Raw genomic sequence first — 25,711 nt, forward strand, 5'->3', positions numbered from 1 at the left:
AAATTTTTAATGGGGGTAAATAAAATATACCAGCTGACTTTAGCACCAGCTGCCGTATTAAACGTTTTGGGGCCGATTTTAAAAAACCGGCCCCAAAAGGAGTGCCTATATAGAATCAGCCGCTAATACTACTTGTTGCTGATCAGCTCTGGAAACTTTCTTCAGGAACTCCACCAACTCGGCATATCTGTCTGGGGCGAAACGGCCTTTGTGCATAGTCAGCTGGCGCTGGTACACTAACTTGCCGTCTTTCATGTTTACTTTAGCCTCATACTCTCCAAAAACCGAAGAAATTTTAACCGGCTGCGGTACGCTTTCAGGCTTGAAACCTGCCGGTATTTCAAATTCAACGCTGTCTACGTCATAGTAAGGGTAGGTGAGCACCACATCATGCTTGCGGGTTTCAGTGGTGAGCGGCACGCTTTGGCGGCGGTTCATGAGGTTAGGCGTGATAAACATGCGCCTTCCGCTCACTGAGGCCACCCGAGGCAGCTCTAACTGCAGGTTCTCATTTACCTGCGGCACTCCTTTTACTTTCTCAAGAGTGAATTTTTTGATCTCAAAAGAAGGAATATCCGTTGCTTTGTACAACCACTTTAGCTGCTCGTCAGGCTTCAGCCTGTTCAGTACTTCGGTTCTGTCTTCATGCTGGCGACCTGTGAAAACCGTCACTGCTTCTCCTACACCGCCCCCTTGGGAGTTTAACTTCACCTTCACCAACCTTTTTTGAGTATTGTCCTGCGCCGTGAACTTAGGAGTTGACACCAGCTTACCTCCCTCAGGAGTAACGAGCAAAGAGTAACGGTCGCCGGTGAAGGAGCCGGTGTAGCCTGCATCTGCCATTTGATTGGTGCACTCCAGCCAGATAGTGTCTTTGGGAGTAGGCACGCAAAGCACCACGTGGTTGAATTGACTGCTAGGGAAGTCTTTGATCACTGGCCGGTTATCATCTCCACCATATATAATGGCGTAATGGCTCTGAATGCCCGCCACCTCTAGTAAAGCCTTTGTGTAATTACTCAGAGCTTTGCAGTCGCCGTAGCCTTTGCTATCTACCATAGAGGCCTCAAAAGGCTGCCAACCCCCAATACCTAATTGTATAGAAACATAGCGGGTTCTGTTCTGCATGAACTGGTAAACCGCTTTTATCTTTTCTTCAGGCGTGGCAAGCCCCTGCGTCAGTGTTAAAACTTGCTGCTTGGTGGCGTCTGGCAACTGACTACGACCCGCGTTAAGCTTGTTCTGCCATTCGCCTAGGGCCTTCCAAGACTCCATGCTACCGGCAAAACCCTCTACTTCAAAAGTGGTTGGCGCCGTGCGTACCATGGGTATTAGTTCATAAAAAGGCGGCCCGTACTGTTCCGTCTCTATTGGCACCACATTCTTGAGTTGCCAGGAATATGTTTTTTTGCTGTTTACCTCACTGATGCTTGCTTTTTCCGGCAGCTGCTGCTCATGATATCTTAAATCTATTCCAGCGGGCATCTGTACTGTGAAAGAGGCTTTTTCTAAAGATACTTTCTTGCCGCTTATGGGCGCCCAAGTGGTGTAAAACAGCAGGTTAGACGAGGTAGTCTGGTACTCATACTCTATTGTGTACGGGTACGTAGAGTGAGTAGGCTCTACTACCTTTACTCGGTTGTCACCGTAGAGCGTTCCATCGCCGTTGGCGCTGTAGTCTCTTATGTCTGAGTTCTTGATGCTGCGCACCTTTTTACCCGTCATGTCATAAACGGTGCCCCTGATGTAGTCTACCTTGTTGAGTTTATCATAGTGCACCACCAAGGTGGCATGTTCTTTCCCGTCAGCATTCAGAACCGTAACGACCTGACGTACCTTCTCGGTTGCTGATTTGGCAGAGAGTACCGTAAACTGCACCTCTTCCTGGCGAATGACGGCATCTGCTCCTTTAGAAAGGGCTGATTTGATAGTGAGGGCTGAGTATTCTGGCCCGCCTCCGGCCCAGGCACCCACACTAGCCACACAGGCCAACATGAGTGCTGATATCCAGTTTTTCATGGTTTTGTAAAAAATAAGCTAAAAACTCAATTACCCTTTCTTTCTCAACACAATTTGCTCGGCGTGCTTAGCCACTACCTGGGTGTAGAACTGCTTCAGGTACTCGTACTCATTGGCATAGAAGATAGGCTTGGAGATGGTGAGTTTGCTCAGCACCTGTATCTTGTTTCCGTTTGCCTGCAGCATGTAGGTGAATTTGCCTCCGTTTTCGGGCAGGGCTACCACAATGCTTTTAGGCATTTCTTCCACCATATACCCGTCTGGAATAGTAAAGCTGCACATGTACACTTCTTCTGAGCCATGCCCAAAGTCAACCGGATATTTGCGGGCGATCTGTTTAAAAGGATTTTCCTTGGCTCCTTTTAGAAGCATTGGGTTCAGATAAATGATTTCTTTTGCCTCTTCATCTCCTGTACTAGCTACCTCATACTGCAGCCCGAACGGTTTGTTGATCTCTTTCAGGTTTTCAAAAACAGGTTTCTTCCGCTCTAGCTGGTTCTGGTTATTTACCAGCGTCTTCATAAACTTCTCCTCACCGTCTGCCAGCACACTGTGCCTCCAGTTAAGCGCCCAAATGCCATTGGTAGAAGTAGTGACTTTTCCTGTCATTCTACCGGAAGGCAACACCTGCAAATCAGCGTTTACCAGTTCTGTGGTTCTGTCCTCAGATAACAAGGGCACCCATGCCCCTCCCTCTTTGGTTACCAACCAGCCCTGGCCGTTCATGCAGCGCTTAGGCAATAAGCCCATTGGCCGCATGGGGTCTGTAGCGTCTAACAAAACGTCTTTGCCGCCTATTTGCATGTAGCCTACCACATAGTTGAATTTGCTCAACAAAGGAGAGTGCTGCGGAATACGGCCATGCTCTCGGGTACTGATGATCACCGGATTCGCTTCTAATCCGGCATCTCTGAGCAACGCCACCAGCAGCAAGTTGATGTCAGCGGCACTACCTGTTTTACCTTCAAATATCTTACGCAGATTGCTGGAGGTAACAACGCCCCCTCGCTCATTCCACTTCACATTGTCTTTTACAAAATTGTAGATGGTGTTTACCCGCTCTAAGGTATCTTTAATGGTTTCAAAGGCAGCCACTTCTTTTTTGAAGAACCCGGTTTTGCTTAACTGCCCGCCAAAGTTTTCTTCTTCCATTAAACCCTTGGTCAACCCACCCCAGGTAGGCGACATTCGTCTATGTATCTGCCCTGGAAATCGAATCCACTCTAACTCAAATTCTATTCTGGACACATAATCATTGATGGTGGTAATATAAGCTTCAGAGGTAATGGCAGGCACATTCTCCATTACCCACCTATACTCTTGAGTAGAAGCACTTACCCCTGCCATATTGCCTGCCTTTGACTCACTTATTTTCATACGCTCATACCCTTGGGAATAATGCTTGTAGTCAAAGAACTCTGGGAAAGAGGCTCTGTATTCACTGTGCGCCACCGGAATGGAGTGCTGAAATGTCCAGTCTTGGAAGTTCATGAAGAAATCTGAGGTAACGGTATAGGTGATATCCAAGACGGATCCCTCTTTTACAGCTGGCAGCGTAAACTTCTTCATATACCAGTTATCGCTCTTCTTCTCTTCAAAAATGGCTTTATTTTCCATTTTTACTTTTTCTACCTTACCGCCTTCCCAATTGTAAGTGGTAGCCTTTATGCCGGAGACAAATTCTTTATTATCAGAATTACTATAATAATAGGGCACCTCCACGTTAGCCCAGTCATAGCCTCCTTTTTTCAGGATTTTAATGCGCATAACCCGCTCATACACGAGCTTAAAATCATTGGTATAGGTAAAATAAGAACGGCCGTAGTCTACCAAAATAACGGCAGCGGCACTAGTGTCAGGAGCATAGACTTTCATCTTTACTTCTTCGTCTGACACTTTTCCGTACTTCACCGGAGCATCTTGCCCTTGTGCGGTAAAGCATAGCAAGGAGAACGTCAGCAACAACACTGACTTAAACAGAGGGGTGGTAGAAAATAGCATAGGCAATAAAAGTTATGGAACAGCAGAAAGCTTGTGTGGAACAAGCCAACCTACTTTTCCTATTCAAAATAAAATATTCAATAACTTATTTATAATCAATCAAATATTAAAGAACACCAACCCTATTTATCGCCTATATCTGTTCTTTTTTGGGTGTGCCTTGAGCAGGCAGATTCCTAACAGACTGGAATCAAATCAGCACAAATTACATTTTTCTTTATTCAGTTCCTTATAAAATATAGAAAATATATTAGCTGATAGACAATAACTTAACCTTCTGTTAATATATCTATTCTTTACCAGCAGCATCATGCCACTTAAAATAGGCAGCTGAATAAGGATATTTTTTAATAGAAAACTCTTATAGGAGCTGCTTTTACAGAATGTATTATAAGAGATCAGGAGGCGCTACCACAACACCAAAGGTGTCTGGAGTATGGGATAGTGATTTACTATTCCCATAAATTTTATTTGTCCAGTCTGATTGGCTATAGAGTAGGTGAAGAAGTATTTGCAAGCATAGATCACAAAGCAATCTATCAGATTGATGATACATACTTATTTTTCAGACAAAGGTGGCTGGTAGTCTAGCGGTAGCATTTCGGCAAGTTTTTCCCATGCCCAGTAGCCTTCTACTAAGTGTGAGTTTGGGTCTACAATCATGCCGCTAGGGTCAAGAAAGGTATAGGGCTGGGTAAGACCCAGCACAGAAGTCTGGTAGGTAGGATCGCGCGGCTTACTAAAAGGTTGTTGGCGCAGGAAAGCCTCTTCTTCAAACTCATGCACATACACCACATTTAAAAAATCAGAAAACTGAAGCCGCAGCATGTTTGTGACTGAATCTGGCTGCACCAATTGATCATAGGGCACAGGGTCTTTGTGCAGGTATTCTACGGTACGTGACAGCCGGGACATCCGGAGCCAATATTGAAGGCTATCGTCTTTCACACCATTACCTCCAATGACAATGGTGTTTGATTTTCCGCGCCAGGTTTTGAGCCCTCTCTGAATATCCTCCTCCGCTGGCCTATGCGGGTTAGGTAAACGCTGAAGACGCCGCACATTAAAACCTTCCTGCTCCAGGCTCTGTGCACGCAGTGCCCTTGCAAAGTGCATGAGTGAGCCATTATACGCTTTCAGGCGTGCTTTTTCCCAACGATTGCGCTGTGCTTTACTGCGGGACTTCAATTCTTCATATCGCGGATATCCCGCATGAAACACCCGTTTGCTCTTGAAATCTGCCTCAAAGGTTTCTAACAGGAAGTGCAGCCGGTAGCCTAGGGCTTTGCTCTCAATAACCAATGGCTCAGAGGCATCGGCGGTTAAAACATTGGCCTGCGGATCAAAATTAAAGTGCAGTACCTCTGGGTTTATAATTTTGGTTTGAGCGGCATTAGGGGTTTGCCCAATAAAGCTTTTCAAAAACACCTCGTAATTATGCCGCCAGTTAGTGTCAGGCCTAATAACCACTTCCTGCAGGGCATTGGCCTTGGGTGTAAGCTGCAGCCGAAACCGCAGTTGCTGCCCGTCTTCAATTTTAAAATGATGCGTTAACGTTTCATACCCCAGAAAGGACACCACCAGCTCATGGCTTCCGGCGGGCAAAGCGGGAAGTTTGAAAGTGCCGTTTTCTTCGGCATTGGTTCCATATGTGGTTTGAGCAATAAAGACCGTAGCAAACCCTAACGGCTGCCCTGTCTGCGCATCTATGACGGTTCCTGAAACACCACCGTAGCCAGTTGTTTGCGCCTGCGTTTGCTTACCTGAAACAAGGCTTATAACATAAAGAAGAAAGAAAAACCGTAGAAGAGGCAAGCAAGAACAAAAGCGCATGGGCAACAATTTACCTTTCTAAGGTAAGGCCCTTGTCGCATTTTTGCCCGTTTCGCCTCTGTTTTTAACATATTTTAACAAAAACAGGTCAAAAACGCAGCGTGAAGGCAGTGCCTTTGCCCAATTCAGAACTTACAGTCAAGGTGCCTTTGTGCGCCCGCACAATTTGCTTTGATAGACTAAGCCCAATACCAGACCCAGTGGCCTTGGTAGTATAAAACGGCAGGAAAATCTGCTCCTGCGCTTCTTCGGCAATGCCCGTGCCATTATCTGACACCTGAATTACAACCCTGCTGTCTGGGTCAGAGAAAGCATCTAGCTGCAGCGTTTTGTTTGGTTGGTCGGCCAAGGCATGAATGGCATTCCGGATGAGGTTGATCATGACTTGCTCCAGCAGCTGACGGTCGGCCAGCACCTTAAGCCCTTCGGGGCGGCAGTCAATGAGGAAAAGGATGTTGGCCTGCAAGAGCTCTTCCTGAAACAGCATTTGCAATTGCCTGAACATTTCCTGCACTTCAAACAGCTGCTTTTTAGGGGTAGGCACACTGGCCATGCTGCGGAAATCATGTACAAACCGCACTAAGCCCTGGCTCCGTTTCTCAATGGTTTGCAGCGCCATGCACATGTCTTCTGTTTCCTCGCGTTGTAATACAATCTGCTCCCCAGGCTGCGCCTCCAGGTAATCTTGTACATCGGCGGCTACGCTGCCGGCCAGTGAGGAAATTGGCGTTACCGAATTCATGATCTCGTGCGTCAGCACCCTGATCAGGTTTTGCCAGGCCTCCATCTCCTTTTCTTCCAATTCCCGCTGAATGTTCTGAATACTGGCCAGCCGGAAATCTTCGCCTCGCAACACCAGGTCCACCACGTACAGCGCCACCGGAATGCGTTCTTTGCCTTGCCACAACTTTATCACTGTACTTTGCCCCGCCGGCAATGCCAGTAACTGTTTGGCTAGTTCCGGCGCTTCTGCAGAAAGGTGGTCTACGCGCGAAAGGCTCGGCACTTGTATGAGCCGCTTAGCAGCGTTATTAATTAACTGTACTTCACCGCTCTTTTTAAAAGTGATAATGCCAATACCTATATGCTGCACCACCGACTGAAAATATTGGGCAGTGGCTTCTTTCTCTGAACGCACATCTCTGAACTTCCGGATTACCTCGTTGTAACGCTGGTAGAGTTCATCAAATATTTTGCCCTCGCCCCTGCTGCTGAAGTTTTCAGAGAAATCATCATACTTAATGGTGTTTAGGAATTTGATGAGCCGCTCGGTAGTGCGTTCAATAAAAACAATAAGCCACACAGTTTGCACGGCAATAAGAATACCCAGCGCTAGTTGGGTGCCCACGTACTGAGACTTAAAATCGAGCCGGAAGAAAAGGAAAATAGAAACCACTAGCAGCGCCACCCGCAGCACCACCTGAAACCGAAAGTTCTTAAAGCCCATACTTTTCTAAGCGTCTGTAGAGCGATGCCCGAGACAAGCCCAGTTCTTTGGCGGCTTTGGAAATATTGCCGTCGTGCTTGCCCATGGCTTTGATTACCGTCACGCGCTCCATTTCGTCCAGATTATGGGTTTGCGGCATTGGTTCTGCTGATGAAGGTTGCTGTAATTGCAAAAAGAAGAAGTCTTGGGGCTGCAGCACCTGGTTTTCTGAGATAATGGTAGCCCGCTCCAGCACATGCTCCAGCTCTCTAATATTGCCCGGCCAGTCATAGCGCCGCAGCCGTTCCAGTGCAGCCGCAGAAAGCGATTTGGCTGACTGTTTGTATTTGTGGGCAGACCGCTTCAGGAAATGGTCGGTGAGCAGCGGCAAATCCTCCAGACGCTCACGCAGTGGGGGCAGGTGCAACTCAATGGTATTGATGCGGTACAGCAAATCTTGCCGGAACTTGCCCTGTTGCACCATTTGCTGCAGCGGCATATTGGTAGCACAAATCAGCCGTACGTTTATAGGAATTGGCTGCCCCGTACCCACCCTGATCACCTCGCGCCGTTGGAGCACCGTGAGTAATTTAGCCTGCATGGCCAAGGAAAGATTGCCAATTTCATCTAAGAACAACGTGCCGCCGCTGGCCATTTCAAACCGCCCCACACGGTCTTCCTTGGCATCGGTAAAGGCTCCTTTCTTGTGCCCGAACAGCTCGCTCTCAAAAAGACTTTCCGTGAGCGAGCCCATGTCAACGGAAATAAACACTTTATCTGCGCGGGCCGATTGCTGATGCAGCGTGCGGGCAATGACCTCTTTTCCGGTGCCGTTCTCGCCTAGTAGCAGCACATCGGCATCGGTTTTGGCCACGCGGTTCATGAGGTGCAGCAGCTGTTGCATGGCGGGGCTCTGCCCAGTTACCAAACTCACGTGCTGATTTATTTGCGAAGCCAGTGCCGAATTTGTTTTCTTAAGCGTGGAGATCTCTTTATAAGACGACTTCAATTTAGCCGCCGCCGAGAGCGTGGCAATCAATTTTTCGTTCTGCCAAGGCTTGAGCACGAAATCAGTAGCCCCTTCTTTGAGCGCCCGCACCGCCATCTCCACATCGCCAAAAGCGGTAATCATAATCACCACCGCACTAGGGTCGCGCGACAGAATCTCCTTTAGCCAATAGAAGCCTTCGTTGCCGCTGGTGGTGTCCTGGCTGAAGTTCATGTCCAGCAGAATAAGATCGTAGGTGTCGTGGTTGAGCAGGAACGGAATTTTGCGCGGGTCTTTTTCAATGATTACCTGCTGGGCGTGCTTTTTCAGCAGCATTTTAGCAGAGAAGAGAATATCTTCGTTGTCGTCTATGATCAGGATCTTTCCTAGGTTCTGTTCCACGGCGCGGTTTGGTTTTTTGTCAGTCAGAACACCTAAACTGTGCCAAACATAGGAAAAACCTATTTCAACAGCTGGCGAGGTGAATTTACAAAAACAGCGGACACTACCATGTCCGCCGCTGAACAAAAAGTGTCCGCTAGTGAACAGCTCAATTGTTGATTGTTGATTGTTGGTTGTTGGTTGTTGGTTGTTGTAGAAGAATAAGAGCGGTAGATTCTGTTTTAGGTCTGTTTTTCTTAAAACTGCTCAAAAACGCAAAGCCCTCACAGAGTTTATGGCTGTGAGGGCTTTGCTAATAATTAAATAGGCGGTGGTTCAAAAGATCAGGCAGTGTCTTTAAGACCTGCGAATGTCTGTGCCCATTAATCCTTGCAAACGCAGTATCTCCATTAAGAAGATTATCTGATAGGAATGCCTAAGCTCAACAAGAAAAACTCCGTTTTAGCTCTAATTTTTGAAAAACGAGGCTAAAACAGAATGATGCAAACACGAGAAGCTGCACAACTTCTAAAACATTGCTTCAGCTGACTCTTCCTCATTTCTCCTCTTAGACTCTTTCCAAAATTTCCTTGGCCAGTTCTATCTCTTCCTGCAAAATGGTGTGCGGTCTGCCTTTGTAGATTTTTTTCGTTACCACTGCGCCCAGTTCTTCCATGATAGCTTGCGTCTCTTCTACTCTGCTCACCGGCACGTGCGGGTCTGGGTCACCGGTTGTAATTAGAACAGGAGTACCCGCAAAATCGCCCTTATAGTTAGCTTTCTCCAATTCTTGCCCAACTAGCCCGCCGGTAAACAGGAGTAACCCTCCATATTTTTGGGCATTGCGGGTAGCATATTCAGAGGTAAGGCAAGCCCCCTGCGAGAAACCCAGTAAATAAATATTCTGGCTCTTAACTCCCTGGTCAAGAATACTCTGCACAACCCCGTCAATCATCTCCAAGGCTGAATCAAGGGCTGGCTGATTTTGGGCTGCGGGTGCCATAAAACTGTACGGGTACCAACTGTGATTAGTAGCCTGCGGGGCATACAGAGAAAACTCCTCTACCGGCAGGTACTCAGCCAATGAAAGAATACTCTCTGCAGTGGCGCCCCGGCCATGAATCATAACCAGCGCCTTTCTGGTCTCGGAGACAGTTTTTCCTTGGGTAATAATATTTTTCTGATGCGTATACATAGCGCTACAACGTTAGTCAAGTTTAGGCAACACGGCCTCAATATCTGCTCTGCGAGATTCGTACTGCGGGGGCAGCAACAGCATTTGGCCCAGTTGGTCCCACGGCTCATCAATCCCGAAGCCTGGGTTGTCAGTGGCTATCTCAAACAGCACCCCACCCGGCTCCCGGAAATAGAGTGAATAAAAGTAGTTACGGTCAATCTTGTTTGTGATGCTCAGGCCGCTGCGCTGCACTTTCTCCTGAAAATACATGAGCACCTCTTCGTTCTTCACCCGGAACGCGATGTGGTGGTTTGTACCGGCTCCGCCTATGCCACGTGCTTCATTTGGCAGTTCCACCAAATCAATAATGGCGGCAGCGTCTACGGCATCTGTAATGTAGCGGTAGCGGTTTCCGCTTTGCTCCAGCAGTTTATAGCCTAAAACATTGGTTAAAACAGCGGCAGTGGGCTTTATATCCCGAAGTGTGAGTGTGACTCCATGAAAACCTTTTGTAGCTACTTCGGCTTTCACCTCCTCGGTTTCCCAAGGAGTGCGGCTGTCTAAGTTTTTAGGCACCACCAGCTCCAGCTTCAGCCCGTCAGGGTCCAGAAAGGTGAGGTACTTTTCTCCGAACTTCTCAGAGGGCTTGTTGTAAATGACGTTATGCTTCTCAAAGCGGTCAATCCAGAAATCGAAGCTGCCTTCGGGCACGGCGTACGCAATGTTGGTGGCCATGCCGGTACCAGCGCTGCCTCTGCGGGCTCCCTCATAAGGGAAAAACGTGAGAATGGTGCCCGCGCTACCTTTTTCATCGCCGTAGTACAAATGGTAAGTACCGGGGTCATCAAAGTTGACGGTCTTTTTGAGCAGGCGCAGGCCCAGTACATTGGTATAGAAATCTACGTTCTTTTTGGCCATATTGGCAATAGCCGTAATATGGTGCAGGCCTAAGATTTGATTTTCCATGGTTTGTTTAATGGTTGATAGGCACCTCAATTAAGAGAAACCTGCTATCTGATTCAAAAGTGAAGTTAAGTTGTTCTGTTTCCCAAATACCAATGGCCTCGCGCTGCTGCAGTATTTGGCCATTTACTTGTAGTGCCCCGCTGATATTGAACACAAATATGGCCTTGTTCAGCGGCTTGAACTCATATGTGTGCGACTGGCCCTGCTCAAAGTACCCAAGTGAGAGTTTCGCGTTTTGGTTTATCCAGCAGTGGCTCTGCCCCTCTTCATTGCTTACAATGGTGGTAAGTTGGTTTACCCGTTTCTCCTCCGGAAAGTACCGGCGTTGGTAGCGAGGCGTTATGTTCTGCAGCTTCGGTTCAATCCAGATCTGCAGGAAATTCACCTCGTCTTGCCCCACATTGTGCTCTTCGTGCCGAAGGCCGCTGCCAGCACTCATAATCTGCACCCAGTCTTTGTGCACCACCTCTTTGTACCCTAAAGAATCTATATGGTTCATAGAGCCTGCCAGCATAATAGAGATAATTTCCATGTTGGCGTGCGGGTGTATGCCAAAGCCATTCTCCGGCTGAACATAATCATCATTAAAAACGCGCAGCAACCCAAAACCGGCTCGAACCGGATTGTAATGGCCGGAAAAACTGAAAATGAAGTTGCTCTGTAGCCACCCCAAATCTTTCAGGCCTCTGTCTTTAGGATTATATCTTTCGAATTGCATATTTGTCTTGTTAGATATTTGTACGGCAACGGCGCCTATTTAGCGGCACTATTCTCATTTTAAGCTTTCCCTTTTGTTTCATTCAGAAAGCTGAACCAGAAAGTTGAACACAAATGTATAAACATTTAATGTATGTACATTTATTCTAATCAAAAAGTTTCCTCCATCATTTGCAGATGGCAAGCCGCATCTGTGGCTAAGAACTAAAACGCAACCTTTTTTGGAGCTATTTTCTAAAAAATAGCCCCAAAACATAAAAATGAAGGGCATAATAACTCTGCTGCTCAATAGAAGTTTATCTTAGCGGCAGGGAGTAACGAGCAGGAATTCGGCTTTTTTGTTGTTCTCTGACAATGCCTGCCAAAGAACATCAGCATCATCCATTTACTGTTTCCCTTTACCGGATGCATATAGTCAATCTTCAAACGGCAGTGACTTTGGCAGAGGCGGCTTTACCGCAAACAACCAGAATCTGCACTTCCTTAATTAAAGTGACAGGACCTGTCTACCATTGGCATTCCTACGCTTGGCTAAGTTAACCAAAGCCGGAAAAGGAATTTCCAGCTGTTAGAGTAATTGTGGTTGGCGGCTGAATAAGAAAGGCTTTCTTCTACATCAGCCAAGCAGCTACGTGTGCGGGCTTGAACAAAAAATGTTCGCCAGCGAACACTTTCAAATCCAACCTACATCTATTTCTACTGATGATCAACAGTTTATGAAACTGGCACAGCTATTGGCATTAATAGCATAATTAAAAACCGCACACCCTGCATGGACAGAATCATTGAGAAAAAACGGTGGACAGCCAAGAAGATTTTCGGATATACTGCCATAGTAGCTCTTTTGGGCTTTGTCACCTACTTTATTGCCTTCGCAGATAATAGTTCTAAGCTGAACGTTGAGAGCCAGAAAATTACCATGTCTACCGTTAGCCAAGGTTCTTTCCAAGAATTTATTCCCGTTGACGGCACGGTGCACCCTATTAAAACCATTGTGATTCCGGCCGTAGAAGGTGGCACTGTAGAGCAGAAGTTCTTAGAGGGCGGCAAACCGGTGAAACAAGGTGATCCCATTCTGAAACTGACCAACAACCGTCTGGTACTGGATTTCATGAACCAGGAAACGCTCATGAACGACCTGATCAACAACTTGCAGAATTCTAAGCTCAGCTTACAGCAGAATAAGTTTAACCTGCGCCGCCGTTTGGCAACACTTCATGCTCAGGTAGACGCCGCCAAAGATGCTTATGAGCGTAACGTGGCGCTATATGAGGCAAAGGCTGTTTCTCAGCAGGAATTCTTTAACATGAAGCGGGAATACGAGCGCCTAAAGGCTGAATATGAAATTGAGCAGGAATCGCAGCGGTTTGAAGAGGCCAACGCCAAGCAGCAGATTGCCCAGCTGCAAACCACTATTGACCGCACCAGCCGCAACCTGAACATGATGGAAGACAACCTCAAGAACCTGTACATCAAAGCGCCCATCTCTGGTCAATTATCTTCGATACAAGTGGAATTGGGCGCCCCCGTGCAAGCTGGTCAGGTAATTGGTCAGATAGATGATTTGAGCGGGTTCAAAGTGAAAGCTGATTTAGACCAGCACTACGTGAGCCGGGTGTTTGCCAGCCAACGCGGTGAGTTCACCTACAACGGCAAAACCTATCCGCTGGAGATTTCCTTGGTGTATTCTGAGGTGTTGAACGGTCGCTTTCCGGTGGACATGATCTTTATTGGCGATGTACCCAAAGGTATCCGGCGGGGCCAAACCCTACAGATAAGGCTTCAGCTTTCTGACCCTGCGCCTGCCGTTCTGCTGCCTCGCGGCGGCTTCTACCAAAGTACCGGCGGTGCCTGGGCTTACGTGCTGGACGAAGGCAGCAAAGTAGCCACTAAACGCAGCATTAGACTAGGCCGCCAAAACCCTGAATATTATGAGGTACTGGAAGGCCTGAAACCCGGCGACCAAGTAATTACCTCTTCCTATGACTCTTTTAACGAAAAAGACAAGCTGGAGCTGAAGTAGGCTGTTTTAGGGCTGTTTTGGCGAAAACAGCCCTAAAACAGCCTACTTCAGCTCCAAGTCCTGAGCCTTGAGTCCGGAAAATGAAAGCATTTCGTCCCCCTTTGAAGGGGGTAGGGGGATGACAAGGACGGGGGACAAAAAAAGAAAATAGTCGTGCTACCTGATACACGCTACCAGATACGAGGAACGGATAACAAACAACGAGTAACGAAATAAAGCAATGATAAAAACTGTCAACCTTCAGAAGAAATATACCACCGATGAGGTGGAAACTACCGCTTTGGTCAATGTAAACCTCCACGTGAAACAGGGCGAGTTTCTGGCTATCATGGGGCCATCGGGCTGCGGTAAGTCTACGCTGCTCAACATCATCGGACTTCTGGACAACCCCAGTGGCGGTGAGTTCTATTTTCTGGAGCAGGAGATATCAAAATTCAGTGAACGGCAGCGGGCGAATCTTCGCAAAGAGTATTTAGGGTTTGTGTTCCAAAGCTTTAACCTGATTGATGAACTGACTGTGTATGAAAACGTGGAACTGCCACTTATTTACCTGAACGTGGGTAGTGCCGAGCGAAAGCAGCGCGTAGAGCAGGTGCTGGAGCAAATGCAGATTGCACACCGCCGAAACCACTTCCCGCAGCAACTATCTGGTGGTCAGCAGCAACGGGTGGCTATTTCTAGAGCCGTAGTGTCAAAACCAAAGTTGCTTCTGGCTGATGAACCTACTGGTAACCTTGATTCTGCCCACGGCCAGGAAGTGATGCAGCTCCTAAGCACCCTGAACGAGCAAGGCACCACCATTGTCATGGTGACCCACTCCCCTACTGACGCTGATTATGCCCACCGCATTGTCAACTTATTTGACGGGCAAATCATCTCTGAAAACGTGAAAGAACTCGCCACACTCTAAATCCTACCTAATATGTTGAAGAACTATTTTTTAGTGGCGGTACGCACCTTGCGCCGGCACCTTGGGTATACTACACTCAATGTGGTAGGCTTGGCTTTAGGTATCACCTGTAGTTTGCTCCTGTTTCTGGTAATTCAGCACGAGCTCAGCTTTGACACTTTCCATAGCAAGGCAGACCGCATCTACCGCATTAATGTAGACAAAGTAACCCAGCATGGCCCTAGCTATTCAGCGGGAACGCCTTACCCTATGCTGGCCACCATTAAAGCCTCTTTGCCGGAATTAACGCCAGCCACGCACATTTTCAACCTAGACGAAGGAACCATCACGGTGCTTTCAACAAATGACAAAGTCGCTCCCCAAAGATTCAGGGAAGAGAACAATATTTTGTTCATTGAGCCGGAGTTCTTTGACTTGTTCGATTTTGAAACAGGTAATGTCAACGCCAAACAGGCCATAGCGGCCCCCAACAGCCTCTTGCTGACCAGCACCATTGCCGAGAAGTATTTTCCGGGGCAAAACCCAGAGGGACGAATGCTCCGTCTGAACAACGAGGTAAACCTGAAGGTAACCGGTGTTATACCAGATGCTCCCGCCAATACAGATTTGCCCTTCATTATGCTGGTCAATTACGAGAACTCTAAAAAAATAAATTTATTCTCGAATGATACCTGGAACAGCACCAGCAGCAACCATCAGGTGTATTTCGCCTTAGCCCCGAGTGCCTCGGTGCAGCAGTCAGAAGATCGGCTTAATAAAATAACCTCTGAACTCCGTAGGCTTTCTCCCGGAGAAAAGGAACGATATACGTTCCAAGCGCTGAGCAAGGTGCATTTTGACGACCGCTACAGCAATTTTGGAGACCGCACCATCAGCACCACTACCCTTTGGGCTATGGCATTGGTAGGCTTGTTCTTGGTATTGGTAGCCTCCATCAACTTTGTGAACCTGGCCACGGCCCAAGCCCTCCGGAGAGCCAAAGAAGTAGGCATGCGAAAGGTGCTGGGTGCCAACAAAACGCAGCTAATGGTGCAGTTCCTTTGTGAGACCGGCCTGATTACACTGGTTGCGGTGCTTTTATCGGTAGTATTAGCAGAGTTGCTGCTGCCTTTCCTGAACAAATTGCTAGACCTGCAGATTACCTTTTCCATTTTAAACAGCCCTGCAGCGCTGCTCTTCCTGCTGGCCGAACTGCTCACGGTTACTTTTTTTGCGGGTTTTTATCCGGCGCTGGTTCTGTCAGGCTTCCAGCCCATCTCCGCCTTAAAAAGCAAAGTGGCTACGGCCCGTACGGCGGGTATTTCACTCCGGCAGGCGCTGGTGGTGGTGCAGTTTACTATTTGCCAGGTGCTCATTATCTGCACCATTATTGTGCACAACCAAATGGAGTATTTCCGTAGCGCCTCCCTGGGTTTTGACAAAGAAGCCATCGTCACTATTCCTTTCCCATCTGGGCAGGCCAAGAAGCTAATGGCGCTGCGGCCTCAGCTAGAGGCACATTCGGCCGTTAAGAACGTCACCTTTGCCTTTGCCGCGCCTTCTTCCAACTCTAACTTTTCTATGTCTTTCAGGTTCGATGACTATTCCATTAACCACAATTTCAACCTAAACTTTAAAGTAGCCGATGAACATTTTGTAGAGACCTTTGGCATTGACCTGCTGGCCGGGCGCATTTACGAGAAAAGCGACACCATGCGTGAGTTTCTGGTAAACGAAACATTTCTTAGAAACGTGGGCATTACAAACCCGGAGGAGGCGCTGGGTAAAAAGCTGCTGGTGAACGGCGGAAATTCAGAAGGCCCTATTGTGGGGGTGGTAAAAGATTTCCATGTGGGCTCTTTGCGCAACAAAATTGAACCCGTGGTTATTTCCACGTGGAGCTCGTTGTATTTTACCGTAAATGCCAAAATTGAGCAGAAGGATGCCACCGCCGCCCTGGCCCACCTAAAAAAAATATGGACCTCTGCTTACCCAGATGATGTTTTCTATTATGAATTTTTAGACGACACCCTTGCCCGATTTTATGAGGATGAGCAGCGGCAGGCGCACCTGTTCAAGATTTTCTCCTTCATTGCCATTCTGATTGGCTGCTTGGGTTTATATGGGCTGGTGTCTTTTATGGTAACACAACGCACCAAAGAAGTGGGCGTGCGTAAAGTGCTGGGAGCCTCCTCTGGCAGTATATTAGTGTTGTTCTCTAAAGATTTTGCCAAGCTGGTGCTGGTGGCTTTTGTGCTGGCCGTACCTGTTTCTTATTACTTCATGAACAAGTGGCTACAAGACTTCACCTACCGCATTGACATAAGTTACTGGGTGTTTTTTGTGGCGGGGGCACTTACGCTGCTTATTGCCTTAACCACCGTAAGTGTACAAGCTTTGCGGGCTGCTTTCTCTAATCCGGTTATTGCCCTCAAAACTGAATAGGCGATCCTCCTGTTTTAAATCTGTTTTCCAAAAAAGAGGGCTAAAACAGCACTAGGTCCTCTTCTTTTCTACCCCCTCCTGTAGTAGGCGGGGGTTCTATTTTTAGAAGTGTTTATTCTGTTTCCTTTAGCCCCTTCAAAACATAAGCCAATATATTCAGGTTTAGCAGTAGAAATCGTTACATTTACACCTGCCTTTTCTATAATGGTTTTGAGCTGTTTTTTAGAAAAGAGGTAAAAAACAAAAACCTATACCCTCCCCAAACCCTAACCGCTATATGAACAAAGAAAGCGCTGCTGCCCTGAAAAGTAAGAAAAAGCAGATTCTGGAAAACTGGTTGAGCAATCAATTACAGGACGCCGCTCTGCGGGATGATTTAATGAGCGTGGCTGAGCTTCAGCAGCAGTCTGAAGAGTTTTTAACAGCGCTGATCAAAGCTTTTGGCACCTCATCCGCGGAAGACACTGACTCAGAGGGGTATGAGCCTATTAGAGATATTCTGAACGAAATATCTATTTCACGCGCCCGCCAAGGCTTCTCGCCCCGTGAAACCAGCTCTTACATTCTGAGCCTGAAAGAAGTGCTGAGCAACGTGTTAGAAGACAGGTTCAAAGAAGACCCGGCCACGTTGTACCGCGAGATCATCTCCATGAACAAAATCATGGATAGCCTGAGCATGGTCACCATGGAAACGTACATCAAAGGTCGTGAGGAAGTAATTCTGCGCCAAACTAATGAGATGAGCGAAATTTCCACTCCGGTTATACGCGTATGGGAAGGAATTTTGGCCCTGCCTATTATTGGCACCCTAGACAGCGCCCGCACCCAGGTGGTAATGGAGGCCTTGTTAGAAGAAATTGTAGCCACCGGTAGTCGCATTGCCATTCTTGACATCTCTGGTGTGCCTACCGTAGACTCATTGGTAGCCCAGCATTTAATAAAGACCGTGAGCGCCGCCCGCCTTATGGGAGCTGAGTGTATCATTAGCGGCATCAGGGCCGAAATAGCCCAGACCATTGTGCACTTAGGCATTGACCTCACCAACATCTACACCAAAGCCACCTTAGCCAGTGCTTTGAAAATGTCGTTTTCTATGCTGAACATTCAGGTTACCAGAGCAACCGGCACCTCACAGAACAATAAGCAGAACTTCGGGTTTTAAGCAGCACTACCATGGAAAGAATCCCAATTTTAAAAATGGGCCCCTTCCTGCTGGTGACTATACAAGTGGATCTGTATGACCGGCTGGCCCTTACCTTAGAGAACGACCTCATCAACATGGTGAGCAAGACCGAAGCCAAAGGCGTGTTGATAGATATTTCCGCCGTAAGCATTGTAGACTCCTTTATGGGGCGCATTTTGGGCAATATTGCCTCAATGTCTAAAATAATGGATGCCACCACTGTAGTGGTAGGCATGCAGCCAGCGGTAGCCATTACCCTGGTAGAACTGGGTCTTACTCTTTCCGGCGTACATACCGCCCTTGACGTAGAACAGGGCATGGAACTGTTGCGCGATAAGATTGGCCAATTAGACAAGGATGAGGAAGGCCTCTATGATAGTTTTATCTAAAGAGAAGCTTCCTATTCAGAGAGAGCAAGACGTAGTTTTGTTCCGGAACCGGATCAAAGAACTAGCTACCAAGATAGGCATGAGTCTGGTAAACCAGACCAAGCTCATAACGGCTGCCAGTGAATTGGTCAGGAATATGCTACGCTACGGCGGCGGCGGCATTACGCATTTAGAGATTGTCAGCAGAAACAGCATACCAGGCGTACGCTTAATCTTTGTAGATGAGGGGCCAGGTATAAAAGATGTAACCTTAGCCATGAAAGATGGTTATTCTACTGGAAAGAGTTTAGGGCTGGGGCTGCCGGGAGCTAAACGACTCGTGAATGAGTTCGATATTAAGAGCGAATCCGGCAAAGGCACCACAGTTACCATAATCCGGTGGAAAAATGGACTTTAATTTTGATGCGTACCACCAGTTCCCCCTTATAGACAGGAGCTTCCTGAACATTATAAGGCGGGACATTAGTAAAATTGCCGAAGCCCACAACTTTACTGAAGCGGAGGTGGGCAGAGTCAGCTTGGTAGTAACTGAAATGGCCACCAACCTGCTCAAGCACACCGGCACCCACGGCGGCGAACTGCTGGTGAAGCCTATTTGCCAATTGAACGGCAAAACCTGCGGAATTGAATTGCTCTGCCTGGACAACGGCCCCGGCATGAGTGATCCATTGCGCATGATGGAAGACGGTGTTTCTACCTTTGGCAGCATGGGCCAGGGGCTAGGATCTATAAAACGGCAATCTGACTTCTTTGACATCTACTCTCAGCGCGGTATTGGCACCGTTATCCTGTCTAGGGTGTACCGGAAAGGGAACGCGCCCAAATCCGGCGCCCGCAATGAAAATAAATTTGAGATAGGCGCAGTAATGGTGCCTAAGCAAGGGGAGCATGTCAGCGGCGATGGCTGGGGCATACGCCTGGCGCACCAGGGCGCCTACTTGTTTACCCTGGATGGTCTGGGCCATGGAGAGCATGCGCACGAGGCGGCCACCGCCGCACTGCAAGCCTTTCAGCAACAGCCAAAAGGCAGCCCTTCTGACATGCTACGCGGGGTACACAGTGCCATTAAAAGAACCAGAGGCGCCGTAGGCGCCATTGCCCACTGGACCGCTGATGCTGGCACCCTGCGTTTCTGCGGGGTAGGCAACATAGGCGGCAGACTGCTTTTGCATGACCGTGCCAAAAACCTGCTTTCTTACAACGGCACCCTTGGCATGAGCATGCCCAACACCATTAATGACCAACACCTGACCTGGGAGCGGGGCAATATTATTGTTTTACACTCTGACGGCTTAAAAAGTCGCTGGGATTTTCAGAAGTACCCGGAACTGACGAAGCATGACCCAACGTTGATAGCGGCAGTACTCTATAAAGACAATACCCGCACCACCGACGACACCTTGGTGGTAGTGGTACGTGCTACTGATTAATATGGACCACCCTATCACCACCATTAAGCTGCAGAACGAACTGGACGTAGTGCTGGCGTATAAGCGCGCCATGCAGCTTTCTGAATTTTCAGGTTTACCCGTTGCCGCCCAAACAAAATTCGCGACGGCTGTTTCTGAGATTTGCCGTAATGTACTGGAGCACGTAGGCGAAGGCACCATTCGGTTCAGTATGGTAGAAAGCCGCAATTTTCTGTCTTTAGAAGCATTTGTGACAGACAGGGGCCGGGGTATACCCAATGTGCAGGAAATACTAGATCGCAAGTACGCTCCCGTGGGCGGCAAGGGCCAGGGCATATACAGTTCCCGAAAACTGGTAGATCATTTTCAGCTAGAAAGTGATTTTGAAAAAGGAACCCGTGTACGACTGCAGAAGCGTGTCCCGCACAACCACCCGCCAATCAATGCCGCCATCATTCAAGGTTGGTCAGACTATTTCAACAATGAGTCTGAAATATCACCTTACGCAGAGATAAAGCGCCAGAACATGCAGCTCATTGAGCTGATGGAGCAGCTGCGGGTACGCACCATTGAGGCTGAGTACCAACTGCAGGAAATCCAGCACCTAAACCAAGAGCTCCAAACCTCTAACCATGAAATCAATGCACTGCTGCAGGAGCGTGATGTCAAGAACCAGGAGTTGGAGCAGGTAAATAAAACGCTTGATGAATTTGCTCAAACAGTAACCCATGACTTAAAGGCGCCGCTGCACAACATTAGAGGGTTGTCTGAGGCTGTCACTGATTTTCTGCAAGAAGACAGCAAAGAAGAAGCACAGGCGGTAATGCCCATGATTCAGCTACAGATTAAGCGCATGGACCATCTCATTAGAGATGTACTGGCTTATTCACTTACAGGCAGGCAGCAAATACAGAAAAAGAAAGTGGCAGTGGGCGAGTTGCTTTATAATGTGCTTACCACCCTGGCCATACCCCAGGGCCTGCAGGTGTATGTGCCAGATGAACTACCAGTTTTAGAGACCGAGGAAATATTTCTGCAGCAGATTTTCAGCAACCTTCTTAGCAACGCCATTAAATATCATGACTTGCCTAACGGGCAAATCTGGATCAAAGCCTTTCAGCACCCAGCCTGTTGGGAATTTGCGGTAGTTGATGATGGCCCCGGCATACCCGCAGAAGACCATGGAAAAATATTTGAGTTGTTTGAAACCACTAGCGACGTGAACCACCCTGACAGCACGGGTATTGGGCTGGCATTAGTCCGGAAGATTGTGCAGGAAAAAGCAGGTCGCCTGTGGGTACATTCCAAAGGCCGGGGAACTGCCATGCACTTTACCTGGCCATATTAAGATACTATTTCTTCAGGTAATTTGTCTCTATAGCCTATAAAAGCAGAAGGTGCCGCAATTGCGCACTTCTGCTTTTATATAAAACCTATCGTAACTCTATTTCACGTAATACTGAGACATAATGTCTCTTACGTCAGATTCAGTAAGTGCTTTAGAGAAATGCTTCTTCACGTGCTCATATGTCTTCAACCGCTCTAAATCATAAAAACTGGCAGAAGAGGTAAGCATTAAGATGATCATGCCGCCTTTTTGCCCCAGATCTTGCTTATGATACTCATCTAAGAAACTGAAGCCATCCATAACCGGCATTTTAATGTCCAGGAAAATAAGATCAGGATACTTTACAGTAGCCCCATCTGCTCCCGCTTGCACCAAATACTCTAATGCTTCAGCGCCGTTCTTCTTTATAATGATTTCATTAGCTACTCCTAACTTAGACAGCAATCGCTTGTTGACGAAATTAGTAGTATCATCATCATCTACCAACATTACTAAATCCAACGGCTCGTACTGAGTCTTCATATAATTTAACTTTTAACAGGGGGGAAGCAAATTCTGGACCTTATATATACTTCACAAATATAGCAAAAACAAAGTTCAATGTTTTCACATTTTATAAAATTGGATCATGCAAAAACAACACAATTTCTGAACATTGCCATTGCGGCAACATTTGATTTAAAGCTGTTGTTTAGCCACTTGTTAATTTCTCACTCAACCCAAACACCCCTCTGGCAGAGCTAATCGGCTTATTACGGCCGCCTATTTACTTAGTTTCAAAAACTTCATCTTCTATATTTTCCTGAAGCACAAAATCTACCCTAGTCTTGATTCATTTAGTTCACCTATTCCTAAAGCCAAATTTTTACCACATTAACACTGCATGCCCTACTTGCGTATTAGGGTGAGAGGATTGACCACGCCCTGATCTACGCCCCCACTTGCTCAGAGCTTTGGACGAACCGCTTACTCTACTTTAACAATAATAAGCTATGGCCATTAACCTGCAGCAGATAAGCGCCCGCCTTAAATTCTATATGAGAATAAAAGAGCTGGACGTATACCAACTAAGCGTATTAACTCAAACTGAGCCTGCTTTGGTAGGCTGTATAGTGCAAGGCGAAGAGTATTCTATGGATGACCTGCTGGCGCTGCTCAAGCAGCTGCCAGATCTTAACTCAAGATGGGTAATTTATGGAGAGGGCAATGTTTTCAAGTCAAGCGAACAAAACCAAAATCCTGAGGGACACCTGAAAAAAGACCGGGCCGCTTATTTAGCAGAAATGCAAAACCTGCTGCAAGAATTAGATGATATTGAGAAGCAAAGGCAGCAGCAAAGCAACTTAGATCAACTGCGCGGAAGAATCAGGGAATTAACCAAGCATATATAAGCAGCGTTTCCGGCCTGTTTTAAGCAAAACCCGCCGGAAACGCCGTGCATCCATACAATGTACAGCCCCCTGTCCAACATCTTTTTATTTCGTAAAATTGAGAAGCTGAGGCAACCTAAATAAGTTTTGCCGAGTATTTAAAGCAGTAGCACACGTTTTTGTCAATTATATGGTTAGCAAAAAAACCTACTGGTTTAGAGGCAGCCACTGGCAAAATGTTACGTGGCTACCATAATTAGTAAAGGAGCGCGTACAAATTACCGCTACTTCCAATTACAGGATAGCCTTCAGGCATCCCCCTTATCAAATTTTCAGTTGTATTTGAGTGCGCCGCATGCGGAAGAGCAAGAAAAGAACAACATTATGCCTGCGGTTTCAGATTATTTTTGTAAAGTTAAGCGTCTACGTAGGGGTAGCGCCATGGAATTTCAGTCTAACTGTTAGAGGAGGCACCAATATGAAACACCGAAAGCTGAAATTGCCGGAAGAACTGCGTTACTGCAACCGGAACCGATGGGGTTTTGTATCGCAAGACAACCCACCACTGGTGTTGCAACAGACTTTGCCACCAGTTGCCCCACTGGCTGAGATTTATAATTTTTGCGGTTATACTTTCTCAGAGAATTAAGAGAACTACTTGCCTGGGGTAAGCCCGTAATATCTTTTCCCCAGGAAATACCTTATTGTATTTAAACAGAAGAGCTGTGTTTCAGGGCTGTTTTAGCAAAAACAGCCCGGAAACACAGCTCTTCTGTTACTTTAAAAACTATCTTGAGGCCTGCATACGCCTGTAAGATGGTTTCTGGTGAATTTCTAAGCTATAGTACTTACGGTCAACGCCTCCGCGGGCTACCAGTACATCTTGTCCTTTCTCATACACCCTCAGCTTAATTTGCTCATTTATTGGTTTTTGGCCCACCAACTTAAAAGCAGCGTTTCTAATGTTGTTCTGTATTTGGGTAATTAGCCCTGGCCGGTAAACGGTGTACTCTAAGGACTGGTCGTCGCCGTTCTTCACTACATACAGCACAGAGGCAAGCCCATCTCCTTTTTTATCGCCAATTTTAAAGCAATAGCGCTCACCGTCTTCACCGGTACCGCATTGGCCGCGGTATACCCATCCTTTTTTTCCTAGTACAGTTTGCAGTTCCTCTAGAGACTTAGCCCTAAGGTCAATCAGTTCATTTACGCTCAGGTGTTGCGCCTGCGCCATGTGTGCCACAGCCAGCATAAAGGCAAAGGCTGCCAACATCTTTTTTAGGGGATTGAATACGTTTTTCATTTTTAAAATTCCTTCATAGTTAAGCAATAGCGCCTACCTATTCATACGTAATCCTCCTTTTATAGATAGCATACTAACCTAAGAAAATTTATATAACAACATAGCTATTATTACATACTATACATTTTATGCTTATGTCAATGAGGCAATTGTTCTATAATAGAAACTAACAATAAGGCTTTTTACATCACCTCAAGACATAATATTTTAAAAAGTACAATTCATATCCTTTATTATTACAGTAACTTAGGCTATTCTTTTTAAGTATAAACCCCTATAAATAAATCATATGCATGATGCCCATACCGTAATGATGGAGAAGTTGAAACGCATTAAACTGGAATTATATAATTTGAAAACTAGAGCTCGAAAAATCTTTATGAGGGGATATGAGGATATTACCATGCTCATATATTACCATGATTTGAAAGAAGCCTTTAGATTACTATTAGTGGGTAGAAACGATATGTTACTGCTGGAAAGAGAAATTTCGCGAGAGGAAGCTTTTAGGATTATTAACACAAGAAAATAAAACTGTACCCCTGCCGGGGATTTATATATAGCCGGCGCAAGCCAATTACCCGAAAGGGCCAGCCTTGAAAAGCTGGCCCTTCTTTTTTTGCTCTATTTATAGGCCAGAGAAAGTTCTCTCTTGTTGTTCCCGCGCAACGCATCTTCCCTTATTAGTCTGACGTACCCGTTCCTATGCAGCAACTTAGACTTTGGTTAATTCTAATCTATCTGTTCCTGACCTCCTGCTCTTCTGCAGATACAGACAGGCATTATGAAGCCTTACCAGCTGCCAGTGCTCATACGCCGCTTTCAGTTATTGCCTTAGGTTCCTGCAATTCACAAGACCGCAAACAACCACTCTGGCAAGAGGTGCTTAAAAACCAGCCACAGCTCTGGATTTGGTTAGGAGACAATATTTACGCCAACACCAATGACATGGCCGTAATGAAGGCAAAATACCAGAAACAGTTAAATAACCCTGATTATCAGCTATTATACCAGCAAATACCAGTCATAGGTACTTGGGATGACCACGACTACGGACAAAACAACGAAGGCAAAGAGTATCCGCAACGCTTTGAAAGTGCGCAGCTATTCTGGAATTTTATGGGCGAGCCAGTAAACAGCCCTCGCCGGAAGCAACAAGGAGTGTACAGCGCCCATACTTATGGTCCACCCGGGCAGCAGGTTAAAATACTGTTATTAGATGTACGAACCTTCCGTGATTCTTTGCCCGCCCCAGAGCCTAACCGCACCCCCAATGAGACCGGCGATATTTTAGGCGAGCAGCAGTGGCGATGGCTGGAGCACGAGCTTAGAAACAGCAAAGCCCAGCTGCACTTTATTGGCAGCGGTATTCAGATCATTGCCAATGATCACGGCTTAGAGCGTTGGGGCAATTTTCCTAAAGCCCGGCAGCGACTGTTTAACCTTATTGCCGAAACCAAAGCTTCCAATGTTATTCTATTGTCCGGCGATCGGCATTTTGCAGAGTTGTCTAAGCTAAACCTACCGGATCTCCCCTACCCATTATATGATTTTACCACAAGCGGCCTTACCCACACCTGGAAAGGAGGGCTAGTATTTGAACCTAACCAAAACCGCATAGGTGAAATGCATGATAAATTAAACTTTGGGGTTCTGCACATTGCCTGGAAACCCACTTCGGCTGTAGTTGACTTTCAATTTAGGGGACGTCGTAATAAGCTACACCAGTCTTTTAAAGTAGAATTTCTTACTACAACATCAACCAATTAAGAGTATTAACTTTTCAATAAATAGTAGATTTACTTATGCTTTCTATACAAGATGATCTCTAAATTTTTACCTTA

At 46.8% G+C, this 25,711-nt stretch carries 21 protein-coding genes; 11 read left to right on the forward strand and 10 right to left on the reverse strand.

The annotated features are described in order from the left end of the window. Positions 1-105 precede the first annotated feature (105 nt). The 8 genes from A8O23_RS14045 to A8O23_RS14080 all read right to left on the reverse strand — a co-directional run bounded on the left by A8O23_RS14045 (position 106) and on the right by A8O23_RS14080 (position 11,509). Complete coding sequence (locus A8O23_RS14045) at positions 106-2,019, reverse strand: DUF3857 domain-containing protein (RefSeq protein ID WP_082883068.1); 1,914 nt, start codon at positions 2,017-2,019, stop codon at positions 106-108. 30 nt (positions 2,020-2,049) lie between these two features. After that, complete coding sequence (locus A8O23_RS14050; protein WP_066622326.1) at positions 2,050-4,020, reverse strand: DUF3857 domain-containing protein; 1,971 nt, start codon at positions 4,018-4,020, stop codon at positions 2,050-2,052. Positions 4,021-4,578: 558 nt separating this feature from the next. Then, on the reverse strand, positions 4,579-5,853 hold the full coding sequence (locus tag A8O23_RS14055) for a carboxypeptidase-like regulatory domain-containing protein (RefSeq protein ID WP_082883069.1): 1,275 nt from the start codon (positions 5,851-5,853) through the stop codon (positions 4,579-4,581). Between the two features lie 88 nt (positions 5,854-5,941). Next, entirely contained in the window at positions 5,942-7,300 is a 1,359-nt protein-coding gene (locus A8O23_RS14060) for a sensor histidine kinase (protein ID WP_066622328.1), read from the reverse strand. Continuing rightward, positions 7,290-8,669 (reverse strand): sigma-54-dependent transcriptional regulator, encoded by a 1,380-nt coding sequence (locus tag A8O23_RS14065; RefSeq protein ID WP_066622616.1) that lies wholly within the window; start codon positions 8,667-8,669, stop codon positions 7,290-7,292. The genes A8O23_RS14060 and A8O23_RS14065 overlap by 11 nt, the downstream gene beginning before the upstream one ends. A gap of 547 nt (positions 8,670-9,216) precedes the next feature. Further along, positions 9,217-9,843 (reverse strand): alpha/beta hydrolase, encoded by a 627-nt coding sequence (locus A8O23_RS14070; protein WP_066622330.1) that lies wholly within the window; start codon positions 9,841-9,843, stop codon positions 9,217-9,219. A 12-nt stretch (positions 9,844-9,855) separates the two neighbouring features. Further along, positions 9,856-10,791 carry a ring-cleaving dioxygenase gene (locus A8O23_RS14075; RefSeq protein ID WP_066622332.1) on the reverse strand — a complete coding sequence of 312 codons (936 nt, stop codon included), beginning with the start codon at positions 10,789-10,791 and terminating at the stop codon, positions 9,856-9,858. A 7-nt stretch (positions 10,792-10,798) separates the two neighbouring features. After that, a complete protein-coding gene (locus tag A8O23_RS14080) occupies positions 10,799-11,509 on the reverse strand; it encodes a pirin family protein (protein ID WP_066622334.1) in 711 nt (236 codons plus the stop codon). 771 nt (positions 11,510-12,280) lie between these two features. Between A8O23_RS14080 and A8O23_RS14085 the strand changes: the two genes are divergently transcribed. The 8 genes from A8O23_RS14085 to A8O23_RS14120 all read left to right on the forward strand — a co-directional run bounded on the left by A8O23_RS14085 (position 12,281) and on the right by A8O23_RS14120 (position 21,194). Further along, positions 12,281-13,531: an efflux RND transporter periplasmic adaptor subunit gene (locus A8O23_RS14085; RefSeq protein WP_066622335.1), complete on the forward strand. Its 1,251-nt coding sequence runs from the start codon at positions 12,281-12,283 to the stop codon at positions 13,529-13,531. A 220-nt stretch (positions 13,532-13,751) separates the two neighbouring features. Then, positions 13,752-14,441, forward strand: coding sequence for an ABC transporter ATP-binding protein (locus tag A8O23_RS14090; RefSeq protein ID WP_066622336.1), 690 nt, complete (start codon positions 13,752-13,754; stop codon positions 14,439-14,441). Between the two features lie 12 nt (positions 14,442-14,453). After that, positions 14,454-16,865: an ABC transporter permease gene (locus A8O23_RS14095; RefSeq protein ID WP_066622337.1), complete on the forward strand. Its 2,412-nt coding sequence runs from the start codon at positions 14,454-14,456 to the stop codon at positions 16,863-16,865. A 277-nt stretch (positions 16,866-17,142) separates the two neighbouring features. Beyond that, the gene (locus tag A8O23_RS14100; RefSeq protein ID WP_066622338.1) at positions 17,143-18,027 is read left to right on the forward strand and encodes an STAS domain-containing protein; all 885 of its coding nucleotides are present in this window, start codon (positions 17,143-17,145) and stop codon (positions 18,025-18,027) included. An 11-nt stretch (positions 18,028-18,038) separates the two neighbouring features. Then, complete coding sequence (locus A8O23_RS14105) at positions 18,039-18,437, forward strand: STAS domain-containing protein (RefSeq protein ID WP_066622340.1); 399 nt, start codon at positions 18,039-18,041, stop codon at positions 18,435-18,437. After that, positions 18,421-18,834, forward strand: coding sequence for an anti-sigma regulatory factor (locus A8O23_RS14110; RefSeq protein WP_066622618.1), 414 nt, complete (start codon positions 18,421-18,423; stop codon positions 18,832-18,834). The genes A8O23_RS14105 and A8O23_RS14110 overlap by 17 nt, the downstream gene beginning before the upstream one ends. Continuing rightward, entirely contained in the window at positions 18,824-19,867 is a 1,044-nt protein-coding gene (locus tag A8O23_RS14115) for an ATP-binding protein (RefSeq protein ID WP_066622342.1), read from the forward strand. The genes A8O23_RS14110 and A8O23_RS14115 overlap by 11 nt, the downstream gene beginning before the upstream one ends. Beyond that, positions 19,854-21,194, forward strand: coding sequence for a sensor histidine kinase (locus tag A8O23_RS14120; protein ID WP_239693409.1), 1,341 nt, complete (start codon positions 19,854-19,856; stop codon positions 21,192-21,194). The genes A8O23_RS14115 and A8O23_RS14120 overlap by 14 nt, the downstream gene beginning before the upstream one ends. Before the next feature lie 96 nt (positions 21,195-21,290). Here the strand turns inward: A8O23_RS14120 and A8O23_RS14125 are convergent, their stop codons facing one another. Continuing rightward, positions 21,291-21,716, reverse strand: coding sequence for a response regulator (locus tag A8O23_RS14125; protein ID WP_066622348.1), 426 nt, complete (start codon positions 21,714-21,716; stop codon positions 21,291-21,293). 470 nt (positions 21,717-22,186) lie between these two features. Here A8O23_RS14125 and A8O23_RS14130 point away from each other — a divergent pair, with 470 nt between their 5' ends. Both A8O23_RS14130 and A8O23_RS21625 read left to right on the forward strand, forming a co-directional pair. Further along, positions 22,187-22,585, forward strand: coding sequence for a hypothetical protein (locus A8O23_RS14130; RefSeq protein ID WP_066622349.1), 399 nt, complete (start codon positions 22,187-22,189; stop codon positions 22,583-22,585). A gap of 457 nt (positions 22,586-23,042) precedes the next feature. Further along, the gene (locus A8O23_RS21625) at positions 23,043-23,213 is read left to right on the forward strand and encodes a hypothetical protein (RefSeq protein ID WP_161486744.1); all 171 of its coding nucleotides are present in this window, start codon (positions 23,043-23,045) and stop codon (positions 23,211-23,213) included. Between the two features lie 138 nt (positions 23,214-23,351). Here the strand turns inward: A8O23_RS21625 and A8O23_RS14140 are convergent, their stop codons facing one another. Continuing rightward, positions 23,352-23,867, reverse strand: coding sequence for a hypothetical protein (locus A8O23_RS14140; RefSeq protein ID WP_066622353.1), 516 nt, complete (start codon positions 23,865-23,867; stop codon positions 23,352-23,354). A 705-nt stretch (positions 23,868-24,572) separates the two neighbouring features. On the opposite strand from A8O23_RS14140, the gene A8O23_RS14150 reads away from it, so the two are divergent. Further along, on the forward strand, positions 24,573-25,637 hold the full coding sequence (locus tag A8O23_RS14150) for an alkaline phosphatase D family protein (protein ID WP_066622355.1): 1,065 nt from the start codon (positions 24,573-24,575) through the stop codon (positions 25,635-25,637). Positions 25,638-25,711: the final 74 nt, after the last annotated feature.

It is taken from the genome of Rufibacter roseus (assembly GCF_001647285.1).
In the GTDB taxonomy this organism is placed as follows: Bacteria; Bacteroidota; Bacteroidia; order Cytophagales; family Hymenobacteraceae; genus Nibribacter; species Nibribacter roseus.